Annotated in this window: 15 protein-coding genes; 8 read left to right on the forward strand and 7 right to left on the reverse strand. The window is 62.7% G+C overall.

Annotation, left to right across the window (positions count from 1 at the left end):
- Window positions 1–15: 15 nt before the first annotated feature.
- Window positions 16–1,032: a zinc-dependent alcohol dehydrogenase family protein gene (locus FJ425_RS24650; RefSeq protein WP_140631899.1), complete on the forward strand. Its 1,017-nt coding sequence runs from the start codon at window positions 16–18 to the stop codon at window positions 1,030–1,032.
- Between the two features lie 138 nt (window positions 1,033–1,170).
- Here FJ425_RS24650 and FJ425_RS24655 read toward each other — a convergent pair whose 3' ends face one another.
- The gene (locus FJ425_RS24655; RefSeq protein WP_140631897.1) at window positions 1,171–1,710 is read right to left on the reverse strand and encodes a hypothetical protein; all 540 of its coding nucleotides are present in this window, start codon (window positions 1,708–1,710) and stop codon (window positions 1,171–1,173) included.
- Window positions 1,711–1,790: 80 nt separating this feature from the next.
- On the opposite strand from FJ425_RS24655, the gene FJ425_RS24660 reads away from it, so the two are divergent.
- Both FJ425_RS24660 and FJ425_RS24665 read left to right on the forward strand, forming a co-directional pair.
- A complete protein-coding gene (locus FJ425_RS24660) occupies window positions 1,791–2,321 on the forward strand; it encodes a cupin (RefSeq protein WP_140631894.1) in 531 nt (176 codons plus the stop codon).
- A 1-nt stretch (window position 2,322) separates the two neighbouring features.
- Complete coding sequence (locus FJ425_RS24665) at window positions 2,323–2,934, forward strand: dihydrofolate reductase family protein (RefSeq protein WP_140631892.1); 612 nt, start codon at window positions 2,323–2,325, stop codon at window positions 2,932–2,934.
- Between the two features lie 21 nt (window positions 2,935–2,955).
- Here FJ425_RS24665 and FJ425_RS24670 read toward each other — a convergent pair whose 3' ends face one another.
- Window positions 2,956–3,315, reverse strand: coding sequence for a hypothetical protein (locus tag FJ425_RS24670; RefSeq protein WP_140631889.1), 360 nt, complete (start codon window positions 3,313–3,315; stop codon window positions 2,956–2,958).
- A gap of 199 nt (window positions 3,316–3,514) precedes the next feature.
- Here FJ425_RS24670 and FJ425_RS24675 point away from each other — a divergent pair, with 199 nt between their 5' ends.
- Window positions 3,515–3,829, forward strand: a complete 315-nt coding sequence (locus FJ425_RS24675; RefSeq protein ID WP_140541711.1) for an EthD family reductase — start codon at window positions 3,515–3,517, stop codon at window positions 3,827–3,829.
- 55 nt (window positions 3,830–3,884) lie between these two features.
- On the opposite strand, the gene FJ425_RS24680 is transcribed toward FJ425_RS24675, so the two are convergent.
- The 4 genes from FJ425_RS24680 to FJ425_RS24695 form a co-directional block, all read right to left on the reverse strand.
- A complete protein-coding gene (locus tag FJ425_RS24680) occupies window positions 3,885–4,064 on the reverse strand; it encodes a hypothetical protein (RefSeq protein ID WP_140631886.1) in 180 nt (59 codons plus the stop codon).
- Between the two features lie 7 nt (window positions 4,065–4,071).
- Window positions 4,072–4,371, reverse strand: coding sequence for a DUF2934 domain-containing protein (locus FJ425_RS24685; protein ID WP_181176042.1), 300 nt, complete (start codon window positions 4,369–4,371; stop codon window positions 4,072–4,074).
- A gap of 79 nt (window positions 4,372–4,450) precedes the next feature.
- Window positions 4,451–5,008, reverse strand: coding sequence for a DNA-3-methyladenine glycosylase (locus FJ425_RS24690; protein WP_140726680.1), 558 nt, complete (start codon window positions 5,006–5,008; stop codon window positions 4,451–4,453).
- Between the two features lie 41 nt (window positions 5,009–5,049).
- The gene (locus FJ425_RS24695) at window positions 5,050–6,198 is read right to left on the reverse strand and encodes an amidohydrolase (protein ID WP_140726683.1); all 1,149 of its coding nucleotides are present in this window, start codon (window positions 6,196–6,198) and stop codon (window positions 5,050–5,052) included.
- Between the two features lie 252 nt (window positions 6,199–6,450).
- Here FJ425_RS24695 and FJ425_RS24700 point away from each other — a divergent pair, with 252 nt between their 5' ends.
- Window positions 6,451–8,586 carry an ABC transporter ATP-binding protein/permease gene (locus tag FJ425_RS24700; protein ID WP_140726686.1) on the forward strand — a complete coding sequence of 712 codons (2,136 nt, stop codon included), beginning with the start codon at window positions 6,451–6,453 and terminating at the stop codon, window positions 8,584–8,586.
- Window positions 8,587–9,181: 595 nt separating this feature from the next.
- Window positions 9,182–9,604 (forward strand): DOPA 4,5-dioxygenase family protein, encoded by a 423-nt coding sequence (locus FJ425_RS24705; RefSeq protein WP_140726689.1) that lies wholly within the window; start codon window positions 9,182–9,184, stop codon window positions 9,602–9,604.
- A gap of 72 nt (window positions 9,605–9,676) precedes the next feature.
- On the opposite strand, the gene FJ425_RS24710 is transcribed toward FJ425_RS24705, so the two are convergent.
- A complete protein-coding gene (locus FJ425_RS24710; RefSeq protein WP_140726692.1) occupies window positions 9,677–10,342 on the reverse strand; it encodes a hypothetical protein in 666 nt (221 codons plus the stop codon).
- A 329-nt stretch (window positions 10,343–10,671) separates the two neighbouring features.
- On the opposite strand from FJ425_RS24710, the gene FJ425_RS24715 reads away from it, so the two are divergent.
- Together FJ425_RS24715 and FJ425_RS24720 are read left to right on the forward strand one after the other, a co-directional pair.
- A complete protein-coding gene (locus FJ425_RS24715; protein ID WP_140726695.1) occupies window positions 10,672–11,514 on the forward strand; it encodes a hypothetical protein in 843 nt (280 codons plus the stop codon).
- Window positions 11,511–11,996: a hypothetical protein gene (locus FJ425_RS24720; RefSeq protein WP_140726698.1), complete on the forward strand. Its 486-nt coding sequence runs from the start codon at window positions 11,511–11,513 to the stop codon at window positions 11,994–11,996. The genes FJ425_RS24715 and FJ425_RS24720 overlap by 4 nt, the downstream gene beginning before the upstream one ends.
- The last annotated feature ends 281 nt before the right edge of the window (window positions 11,997–12,277 follow it).

A 12,277-nucleotide genomic window follows, 5' to 3' on the forward strand; every position in this document is an offset into this window, starting at 1 on the left:
AAGGAAAGCAAGAAAATGCTCGCAACCATTCTTCACAAGCCCGGCGACATCCGCTGCGAGGACGTCGCCGACCCGAAAATCCTGCGCCCGACCGACGCCATCATCAAGCTGTCGGCGAGCTGCATCTGCGGCTCGGATCTCTGGCCCTATCGGGGGCTGCAGCCGGTCGACGGGCCGCAGCACATGGGTCATGAGTATTGCGGCATAGTGGTTGAGGTGGGCAGCGAAGTCCGTACGGTTCGCCCAGGACAGTTCGTCGTCGGCTCCTTCTGCCTCTCCGACAACACCTGCCCGCATTGCCGCTTCGGCTTCCAGTCGTCCTGCGAGCAGCGTGAGTTCATGAGCGGCGCCCAGGCGCCTTACGCCCGCGTGCCGCTGGCCGATGGAACGCTGGTGGCGACGTCCGAGGTTCCGCCGGTCGAGCTTATTCCTGACCTTTTGGCCGTCTCGGACGTTCTCGGCACCGGATGGTACGCCGCCGATGCCGCCGAGGTTCGCGAAGGCTCGACGGTCGTGGTCGTCGGCGACGGCGCCGTCGGCCTGATGGGCGTGCTTGCGGCCAAGGAGATGGGCGCCGCGCGCATCATCGCCATGAGCCGCCACCCGAGCCGCCAGAAACTCGCGCACGAGTTCGGCGCGACCGACATTGTGGCCGAACGCGGCGAGGAAGGCGTTGCACGCATCAAGGAGCTCACCAAGGGGGTGGGTGCGGATTCGGTGCTGGAATGCGTCGGGACGGCGGAATCCTTCGAGCAGGCGCTGGCCTGCTCGCGGCCCGGCGGCACGATCGGCTATGTCGGCGTGCCGCATGGCGTAAGCTTCGATGGCCAGAAACTCTTCTTCGGCCAGAAGCGCATGCTCGGCGGCCCCGCGCCGGTACGCCGCTTCTTGCCCGACCTCATGGAGCGCGTGCTGCAAGGCCGCATCAAGCTAGGCAAGGTCTTCGACCTCAAGCTGCCGCTGGCCGAGGTGGCCGAAGGCTACCGCGCCATGGACGAGCGCCGCGCCATCAAGGTCATGCTCGAGGTCTAGAGCATGATGCCGAAAAGTGTGGAGCGGTTTTCGGACGACATCATGCTCTATCTCTTTGATTTAGAGCCGGATTCAGATTTCAGGTCGACTCGACCTGAAATCATCCGGCTCTAGGCGCCGATCGGGCGCTGAACCGTCTCAGCGCTCTGGAACCACCGCCCACAATTTTTCGGCGAAGCCGCGCTTGTCGAGCGCCCATGGCTGGCCGGTGATCACCGCTTTGCCACCCACGCATTTGTAGGCATAGACGGCGTCGTGTCCCGTCGCGAAGGCCGGCACGACGTCGTCATTCGGGTTGGTCCGGCAGAACTCGTCCGCGCCGGGATTGTCGCGCGCGGCGTTCATCTTCGCGCAGGGCAGGTTGGCGCCGACGAAGCAGGCCAGCAGCTTGCCGTTCATGCAGCGATAATTGGCTTGCGTCGTAAGCTCCGATTCCTGCGGCGCGCTCTTGGCCTGCGGAAACAGCTTGTTGAACGCCTTGACGGTGCCGGCGTGAAGCGCGTGCGAATAGGGGCGGACCGTGTCGTCGTTTTTCACCTGGCGGCAGAGCTTGCGGAGATCCTGCGCAGGCGCCGCGATTGCGGTCGCAGGCGCCGCCTTGGCGTTGTCGGCGGCGACGGCGGTGAAGGCAAATGCCGATGCAAGAAGGCCGATTGCCGAAAGACGAAATGCAGCCATTGTGACCTCCTCAGACTGGCCGGAGCAAAATCCGCGGGAAACCGTTAGGTCCGATTAAGACCATGCAGGAAACCGCAAGGATGGCACAACCCGTCGACAAACAGGAACCGCTCGCCTTCCGCTTCGCCGATGACGGGCTGGTGCCCAACCATCCGCGCTGGCCCATGCTCGTCTATCCCGGTGCCGTGCAACTGCCGGACGAGGGCGATCCGGCTGCTGTCCTCGAGGATATTTTCGGCGCCAATGGGTGGGGCGACAGCTGGCGCAATGGCATCTACAGCTTCGTCCACTATCACTCGCGCATTCACGAGGTGCTGGGCATCGCGCGCGGCGTCGCCGAGGTCCGCTTCGGCGGCGACAAGGGCAAGGTGCTGGAGGTGAAGGCGGGCGACGTGGCGGTGCTGCCGGCCGGCACCGGCCATCAGCGCCTGTCCGGCTCGGCCGATCTTCTGGTGGTCGGCGCCTATCCGCCCTTCGGCACCTATGATTTGTGCCGGAGCCCGGAGCAGCACGCCGAGGCGCTGCGCACCGTCCCGAAGGTCGGCCGGCCCGACAAGGATCCGCTCTTCGGCGGCGAAGGGCCGTTGCTCAAGGCATGGAGCGAAGGCTGAAATGGCAAGCATCGTCGCCATCGAGCATGTGACGCTGGACGGCGTCTTCCAGGCGCCGGGGCGCGCCGACGAGGACACTCGCAATGGTTTTGCGCACGGCGGTTGGGGCAATCCAGGCAGCGACCCGAAGATGCAGGAAGTCATTGGCCGCGCCATGGCCGGCGGCTGGTCGTTGCTCGCCGGCCGCACGACCTATGAGGATCTTCACGAAGCCTGGGCTGTTCGTCAACCGGCCAGTCCGATGACCAGGGCGCTGACCGGCGCGCGGAAGTTCGTCGCCTCGCATGACGCCGGCTATGAGCCGCGCTGGGAGAATTCGGCGCTGCTTGCCGGCGATGCCGGGGAGACGGTGCGCGCGCTCAAGCAAGGTCACGACAAGGCGCTGATTGTGTTCGGCAGCGGCAAGCTGCTGCGCGCGCTGATGCGGCACGGGCTTGTCGATGAGATGGTGCTGATGGTCCACCCTCTGGTGCTGGGCGCAGGCTCGCGCCTTTTCGAGCCGGGGCAGGCGCCCTCGATGCTGAAGCTGTCCGGCCAGATCGCGACCGCGACGGGCGTGGCGATCCTCACTTACGCATTCGACGGCAAGGCTGCGGCGGAGCTGCCAGAGTAACCGGAACCCGAGGTCCTTCCTCTATGGATAGTGCGTTTTCTTCGGCGCGTAGCTTGCCGGATCGAAATCGAGCTCCTTCGGCAGCGGCTGGCTCGAGCATTGCAGGTGCATCTGGCGGGCAAGAAGCCGTCGCTGCTGGTGCTCATGCTCCTTGACCGCCGCCACCATCCCCATGCTGTAAGGGCCAAGCAGCACACCGAACCCCCAGCCGGGATGGTCCTTCTCGCGCTGGGCGTAGTCCGATGCCGCGGCGCGGGCCTGCTGGCATTCCGGCGATGCCCATTTCGGATCCTGCTGCAACAGCGAAGCGCCATTATCGGCGGCAGAGGACACGCATCCCGCCGCTGCCGCGCAGAGCGCAACAAGCACCGCAATTCTCATCGTTTGAGTCCCTGCTAATTTAAGGCGGAGAGAACACAGAACGCTCCTTCGCACAAGCGAGACAGCGGCGAAAAGAACGGGTAGGCGGGACAGCCGCCATTGTCGACCTTCGGCGCTCTCGAGATTTTTTCAACGTTCCGTTCCGTTTGCCCCCACCATTTCGTCCTTGGTTCCGTCCCAACGAAAAAGGAGAACCGCAATGGCTGGAATGGTCGTCATCTACAAGCAGCCGGCTGATGCCAAGGCGTTCGACAAGCATTATTTCGAGACGCACATACCGCTGGCCAAGAAGATCCCGGGTCTGAGGAAATACGAGGTCAGCCAGGGGCCGATCACCGTGGTGGCCGGACCATCCGATGTCTACCTGATCGGGACGCTTTATTTTGACGATCTCGAAGCGATGAAAAAGGCGTTCGCAAGCCCGCAGGGAAAGGCGGCCGGGGCGGACCGCCGGCTTTACGCGCCCGATGAATCGGGCGTCCAGATGTTCCTCTTCGACAGCAGGGAAGTTTGAGCCCGCGGCCGAGATAGGATGATCGGCCCGCCGACAACCGCGGCCGCATTGCTGCTCATGTCGACTTTGCCCGCTCGATGTCGATGCGTTTTTGCTCGGCCGCGGCAATCGCGGTTTCCATCACGGCATCCAGATCGGCCATCGCCTCCAGATGGCCGTGATCGACGATCGACTTGCGCAGCATGCGCATGGCCAGCAACGCGTCGTCCAATGCCTGTTCGACATTTTTGACCATGGCAAGGTCAGCCTTTGCGCCGGCTGCGCTTCTTCGGCGCCGGATCGTCGACGGCCGGCCTGTCCGGACGATTTGCCAGGGCCTTGCGCGCCAGCGCCTCAGCCGCCGACCGGTCCGGATGGCCGGCCGGTATCGTGACCGCGCCGGGCATCGCAGCACCCGGCTGTTCGCCCAAGCCGTTGTCCTCGCGCTCGATTTCCTCGCAAGCCTGACGCCAGTGCTCCTCGTCCTGGCCATTCGCTTCGCCGCTGCGTTGCCAGATCTCATAGGCGCGGCGCTTGATGCGTTCGTATTTGTCGGTCGCCATTGTCCGATCCTCCGTCATCTGTCTTCAAACGCGCGCTGGCCGCGAATGATCCGTGACGGGGACGGGATAAGCTTGCGGCTCAGAACCTGCGGCTGAGATAGGCCGATCCGCCGAGGCCAAAGCGCCACTCGGCTTCAACGCCCTTGGTGAGGCCGATCCGGCGACCGGCGAGGATCGCGGCCGGGTCGGCCTCGGAACGGGCGAATTCGAAGGGTGGCGCGGTAAGCGAGAGCCGGTTATGCGAGCCGTCGATGCCCAGCGCCTGGCAGAGCTTGCCGGGACCGGAGCAGAGCAGCCGGTCGTCATCCGTTCCGCGCCGCTCGCGCATCGCGGCGATGCCGGATTGCGGCTGGATGGCGCGGATCAGCACGGCGCTGCCCGGCAGGCACACCGCGTTCAGGCACCAATGCAGCCCGTAGGAACGATAGACATAGACGTCGCCGGGCACGCCATACATCGGACCATTGCGCGGCGTGCGGCCGCGAAAGCTGTGCGATGCGGGGTCGTCGGGCCGGTAAGCCTCGGTCTCGACGATGATGCCGCCGACGCCGGCGAGCCCAAGCCTGGCGCCGATCAGCGCGCGCGCGACGATAACCGCGTCGCGGGCGAAGAAATCGGGCCCGACACTAAGCGGCATGGCGATCGGCGTCGTTCGGACAGGTCATCGTCGGCGTCCGCTCAGCCCAAAAGATTGCGCGCCGCGCGCATGAAGATCCGCGAGCCGATCGGGATAAGATCATCCGGGAAATCATAGTCGGGGTTGTGCAGGGAAGGGTGCCTTTCGCCGGCGCCGAGGAAGAACATCGCCGACCTCGCATTGTGGCCGAAAATACCGAAATCCTCCGAGGCACGCATCGGCAGAGCCGCTTCGCTGCGCGCAACGCCTTCCGCGTCGAGCGCGCGGTTGAGATGCTCGACCGCGTCCGGCGCATTGACGCTGGCGAGGAAGATTTCGTGATAGTCGAAACGCACGGCAAGGCCGTGCCTGGCGGCGATTTTTGCCGCGAGCGCCTCGGCCGCGGCGACCTGCTCGGCCATGCGCTCGTCACGGCGGGTGCGCAGCGTCGCCCACACTTCCGCATAGCCGGGCGCGATGCCGAACACGGCTTCGCCCATCGCGCAATGGGTGACGGTCACCATGCCGAAATCCTCGTCGGTGAAGGTCCCGCGCCCAAGCGCCGGCAGCGCCGGCATCAGCTCGCTCACCGCCGGCATCGGCGAGACGCCGGTCTCCGGCATCGACGAATGCGCCGTCTTGCCCTCGAGCACGATGCGCATGCCGCGCGAGGCGCAGTTGACGGTGCCGGCCTTCAGCCGCACCTCGCCGAACGGCACGCCCGGCAGGTTGTGCAGCGAGAATGCAAAATCAGGCTGGATCTCGCCAAAGCGCGGGTCGGCAACGACCCCGGCCGCGCCATTGCCGGTTTCCTCGGCCGGCTGGAACATCAAGACGACGCGGCCGCGCGCCGGCCTCTCGCGTCCGAACTGGCGGCCGAGCGCGGCCAGGATCGCGGTGTGCCCGTCATGGCCGCACATATGCGACTTGCCGGGCACCTCGGAGGCATGGGCGACGCCCGAAAGCTCCTCGATCGGCAGCGCGTCGAGCTCCGAGCGGAACAGCACCGTCGGGCCGGCCTGCCCGCTGTCATAGACCGCCGCCACGCCGTGGCCGCCGAGCCCGGTCAGCACCTTGTCCGGCCCTGTATCGGCGAGGAAATTCACCACCTCTTTCGCGGTCCTTTCCTCCTCGTTCGAAATTTCCGGCTGCCGGTGCAGCTTGCGCCGCCATTCGGTGAGCTCGACGATGTCTCGATTGGTCAGGGTCATGGGTTGGGGCTCCGATCGACTTGCGGGTCACACAAACACGATAGGTTTTTTCTCGCGCCGTGCCATGCCGATCAATTCAAATGGTCCATCGACGAATTCCCGACCCTATGTTTCGGGCGCCGCCGGCAAGACCGCAGGTTTCCTTGCCCCCGAGAGGTGGTTCGGCGGGGCCGAGACAGAGAGGGGGCAGCGCCGCCTCAGCCGATTGCCGGGCAGCGTGAAACCTTTTGATTTTTGGGCCGTTGTGGCGCGATGTCCCCGGCCAAGCACAAACCGAAACCGGCCGACAGCGCCACGCAGCGCGGTGCAAGCAAGCCGCGTTCGGCGCCGCCGCGCCAGGACAAGCCGCGCCAGTCGGAACCGCGCGGTGCCCCGAAGCCGCGCGCGGAGATGGCACGCGAAGACACACCGCAGGACGACCGGTTGAAGGACGACAAGGCACAGCAACGCAAGCCGCAGGCCGGCGAGGCCGAAGAAAAGGCATCCGCCGACGCCGCGCCGGAAGCCATCGGCCATGCCGGGTCGCCGCCGCCCGAGGCGATCGAGCCGGATCCCGAGCTTTCGCCCGAGGAGGCCGTGCGGGCGCGCAAGAAATATCTGCTGCGGCGCTTCTGGATCAGCGGGCGCGGCTATTGGGGTCTGCGCGGCGACAGGCTTGCCTGGCCGCTGACGATCGGGCTGCTCACGCTGATCTGCGTCAATGTCGGCTTCCAATACGGCATCAACCGCTGGAACCGCGCGATCTTCGACGCCATCGAGCTGCGCGACGCGCGCACCGTCTACTGGTTGAGCGCCGTCTTCCTGCCGCTGGTCGCCGGCAGCATCAGCCTCGTGGTCGCGCAAGTGTACCTGCGCATGACCATGCAGCGCCGCTGGCGCTCCTGGCTGACCACGGCCGTCATCCAGCGCTGGCTGGCCAGCGGCCGCTATTACCAGCTCAACCTCGTCAAGGGCGACCATGCCAACCCGGAGGCCCGCCTGACCGAGGATCTGCGCATCGCCACCGAATCGCCGGTCGACTTCATCGCCGGCGTCCTCAACGCCTTCCTGTCGGCCTCGACCTTCATCGTCGTTCTGTGGACGATCGGCGGCGCGCTGAGCTTTTCGCTGGGCGGTTCAACCATCACCGTGCCCGGCTTCCTCGTCGTAACCGCGGTCATCTACGCGGCGATCACCTCGACCTCGATGTTCGCCATCGGCCGCCGCTTCGTCCAGCTTTCCGAGGACAAGAACCAGGCCGAGGCCGAGTTCCGCTACGTGCTGACGCGCGTGCGCGAGAATGGCGAAAGCATCGCACTGCTGGGCGGCGAGGAGGAGGAGAACGCCGGCATCGACCGCACCTTCGCCGGCGTGCTCGGCCGCTGGGCGCGGCTGACCGGCCAGCACATGCGCACGGCACTGGTCTCGCAAGGCTCCAGCCTGTTCGCGCCGGTGGTGCCGGTGCTTCTATGCGCGCCGAAATTCCTCGACGGCTCGATGACGCTGGGCCAGGTGATGCAGGCGGCCTCCGCCTTCGCCATCGTGCAGGGCGCCTTCGGCTGGCTGGTCGACAACTATCCGCGCCTGGCCGACTGGAACGCCTCGGCCCACCGCATCGCCTCGCTGATGATGTCGCTGGACGGGCTGGAGCGCGCCGAGGAGAACGACAAATTGGGCCGCATCCAGCGCGGCGAGACCGCGGACGGCGCGATGCTCAGCCTCAACAATGTTTCCGTGACGCTCGACGACGGCACCGCCGTGGTCAAGGAAACCGAGGTGGAGATCGAGCCTGGCGAGCGCGTGCTGGTCTCGGGCGAATCCGGCTCGGGCAAGTCTACGCTGGTGCGCGCCATCGCCGGCCTTTGGCCCTGGGGCAGCGGCAGCGTCGATTTCCACCCGGGCAAGCGCCTCTTCATGCTGCCGCAGCGCCCCTACATCCCGTCCGGCACGCTGCGCCGCGCCACCGCCTATCCCGCCGCCGCCGAGAACTGGAAGACGAAAGAGATCAATGCGGCCCTCGACAAGGTCGGCCTGAACTATCTGAAGAGCCGGCTGGAGGAAGAGGCGCCCTGGGACCAGACACTGTCGGGCGGCGAGAAGCAGCGTCTGGCCTTTGCCCGCCTGCTGCTGCACGCGCCGGACATCGTGGTGCTCGACGAGGCGACCTCGGCGCTGGACGAGAAGAGCCAGGACAAGATGATGCAGACGGTGATCAAGGTGCTGCCCCAGGTCACCATCATCAGCGTCGCCCACCGCGCCGAGCTGGAAGCCTTCCACACGCGAAAGATCACGCTGGAGAGGCGCGAGGGCGGGGCGCGGCTGGTGAGCGATGTCGAGCTCGCGCCGAAGAAGCGCGCGCCGGGCCTGCTGCAGCGCGCGCTGTGGGGCAGCGGCGGCGATAAGGGGTAGGGGGCACTCTGACGTCGTGCGTAATCGCCGGCGGCGCTCCCCCAATCGCCAAGCGCGCGGCCCTTCGCAAGCCTGGGTTTCTCGCCCCACAAAGTGGCTACGCCGTGCACATCTTCTGTGACTGCGCGACTGATCGGCCTGAGGCTTGATTGCCAGGTGGTTCCCCCAATCCGTCGCTGCTTCGCAGCGCCACCTTTCCCCCTCCGGAGGAAAGGAAGGGAGCGTTGCTGGACGAGCATTGACGGCAAAAAGCTTGGCGCCTTCCTCTACCCCGTCGATCGGGGGAGAGGTGGCTCGGCGAAGCCGAGACGGAGTGGGGGTCGACCAGCGCTACATAAAACAGTGCATTCGCCAAGCTGCCATGAACGCTATTGCCAAAGACCAGCGGCTTGGAAATGTCTGCATGCCGTAGGCGAAGGCGGGGAGAGGTGTTACGGCGCAGCCGAGACGGAGCGGGGCGGGCCCGCGCGGCTGCGCTTACGGCCAAACGCGCCCACACTGAACAGTCTGTAGAGCTGCTCGCCGTTTCCAGGAACCGAAGAACCGCCTAGAGTTCCGCACGACAGACTGGAACCACCGGGAGGGGAGCATCGCGATGAACGCAGCCAGGCCGCACGATCCGAGACCGCTTTCGGAGATCGCCAGCTACCACGCCCACATCTATTACGGCGATGAGGCGCAGCGCCGACACGCCGAATGGCTGCGCCAGCGCATCGGCGAACGTTTTCGCGTACGGCTCGGCAACTGGCGCGACGAGCCGGTCGGCCCGCACGAGCAGGCCATGTACCAAGTCTCCTTCGCCACCGAGCTCTTCGCCACGCTGGTCCCCTGGCTGATGCTGAACCACGGCGGCCTCAGCATCCTCATCCACCCCAACACCGCCAACCCCAAGCGCGACCACCTGGTCGACCCGATCTGGATCGGCCAGGCGCTGCCGGTGAAGGGCGAGGTGCTCGGCGAGGAGGACGAGGCGGAAGAGCCGCTGGAGGTGAATACCGAGCCGACGCTGGGGGTGTGAGGGGGCGAGGCTTGGCTATATTGGCCTGGCCCAAGAATCACGCTCCCCTTCAGCGGGAGACTACATGGCCTGTTAATCGAGCTTCAGATGCTCCCATTCACGGATTATTGAAATGTAATTTTCCCGGAACACCTTCCCTTCATCGCCTCTCAATGGAGTTATCCGCGGCGAGAAGAAGGTTCGACGAAGGATGTCGATAATGCGCATGTCATCTGGATCGTATTTGGTCAAAGCTTGCTGCATAGCCCACAAGCCCAACCTGCCGCCTTCTTCAGGTAACGAGGGTTCCTCGCTGAAGTAGGGGTAGACGATACGTGTGTACTCACCTCTTACGCGGGCATGCACAGCATCATGTACGCGAACGATACTTCCCATATCTCCGAATTGTAGCTTTCCGTGCACACTTTTCGGCACTATTTCGACAGGTTCGTTTGACCACCGCAGTTTCGCGTTAAGTAGGTCGACTACCCCATCCTTCAGGAGAGGGTATAGTCGTTTGAAATTCCTATTTGACTTTATTCGGCTGTCGGTCATCTCTGAAAGGTCTGCGACACCAGCAATATGCCTTTTCACGTCGGACCAAAAAGGCACGTAAAAATCGCCACCTTGGCTTCTGCTGCCCCCTGCTTCTTTTTTGCGGTCAAGTTGAATATCTTTCTTTAAAATCGAGCGGCGCAGCCGATCCGGCGCATAGAACAATTGCAGAATTTTACGGAGTGGGATGTCTTGCACTGACATGCGTACCTCATCACAATAGAAGCCAAAAGTGGCTTTCTTGCTAATTTCATGTCAATATAATTTGTCAGTTTCCCACTAATCATTGGTTTTTGGATTAGCCTTTGCTCGACTTCGTCCGGCTATCCACAAGGGCAAGCCCACGAGCAACGTCTCCTTTGTTTCGCAGGAGGTCCGTGCGAATTTATCAAATTTGGACATGGAACAAAAAGGGAACATGTGCGATAATGCATCGTCATGTCCACCCTAGCCGCCACCCAGCGTGAGAATCAGACTCCACATTTTGCCGTCTCTCTGATCCTATGGGATGGGCAAAAAGGGGGGCTATTATCGTGGAAAAGACTTTCACGTTCCGTTTCTATAACGTGACACGCAATAACAATCACACGCCGGCCATGGTTGATATCCTTCGTTTGGTTGCCGGTATCGCGGACAAAACCCAGCGAGAGAAACTTCTGGCCACGGACTACATCGTTCGGCTTGAAAACCTAGAAGATGACGGTCCAAATGCTGTAGTCGGGGAGTTAACCCGGTGCCAGAATACAAATCTCCCATCGGAAATAGATCACGGTGACAGGAGACCGCTTGAGGTAGAGCGGCTGGGACATAGCGTCGTCTTCCGGTTCAATCATCAAATGGGCGTATTGGGCATTCAATATGACCCTCGAATTATCTCGCCGGGTCGCGTTCTCGAATATCTGTCGGCTTTCAACGCAGCCGCGATCTACGAGATGCAGCCCAGAATCAACGAAGAGGCCTGGGCGAAATTCAATGCGGGCGAAACAAGGAAGCTCTCGATCAGAATAGCCAATCCTGACGATATGGGCGTGTTCGCTGGGCCAGCTCAGGCGGCCAGCGATAGCTTCAGAGCGATGGGAGACGCATACGGAGCACCACTCGTTACTGTCGAGATTTCCATGGGCCACCACAGAGGCTTCCTTTCCAATGCGGTGCGAGGGCTGGCTGCCCAACTTGCCAACATGAACTTCCCCGGTGTGCGCCTGGATCGACTGACCGCAAAAACCGTTGTGAACGACGCCTCGGAAGAGATTGACCTGATTGAAGATCGTGTCGTCGCGCGAGAAACGCTAGAAATCCACGACCGAGACCCGGACATAAACTGGCAGGTGAAAAGAAACTATTTAAACCAAACGATGCAGCAGATATTCGGATGAAAAAATTTAGATATCTTGCCGAAAGGTATGGGCCGTCAACTTTGGCTCTGGTTTTGGCTGCGCTTGTCTATTATTTTAGAGTTCCACTTAGCGATGGTGCGCAGGAAGAGAAAATAGATTTTTCGGGACTATATTCATCAGTGTTCGACTGGTCGTCAATCCAGACTGGATTCTTATTCGGAATTTATGGTTATGTCGCCGGTAAGTCAGATGGTTTTATCGCAGCGGTAAAAAACACGCCGGCTATGATTTTGTTTATTGGGTATACCAAGGTGGCGACATATCTGGGATTCTTTGTTACGTTCTTTTCCATCCCATTGATAGTTGTCGATTTTTCGATAACGCCAGCGGCTTGGTGGCGCTATGTGATCTTCATTGGATGGTCGTTTTTCTCGATTTGGGCCTTTTTCGCCTTCTTGCGGGTAGCGTATGTCTTCGGTCACTTGATTCGACCGGCTGACCAGAACAGAATTACAGGATGACAGCCAAAGGCGCGGGGTAGCGGTTCGACCGCCCCTAAGAGCGATGGCTACTAAGCCACTCCCGGCGCTATGGTTTACAGCGCCGTGCAGATAACCAAGTTCTGACAGTTCGCGGAACGCGCTAGCCTCATTGGAAGCAAGCTACCAAAGCCCGCTCACCCTCCGCCAACCTCTGCAACAGAACAACCTCCGGCCCCTCCGGCAATTCCTTCCCCCACGTATCCCGATAAATCACCCCGTCGATCGCGCGACCGCAATCCCCCGATCAATCCACGGCTCGA

It is taken from the genome of Mesorhizobium sp. B2-7-2, from assembly GCF_006440775.1.
In the GTDB taxonomy this organism is placed as follows: Bacteria; Pseudomonadota; Alphaproteobacteria; order Rhizobiales; family Rhizobiaceae; genus Mesorhizobium.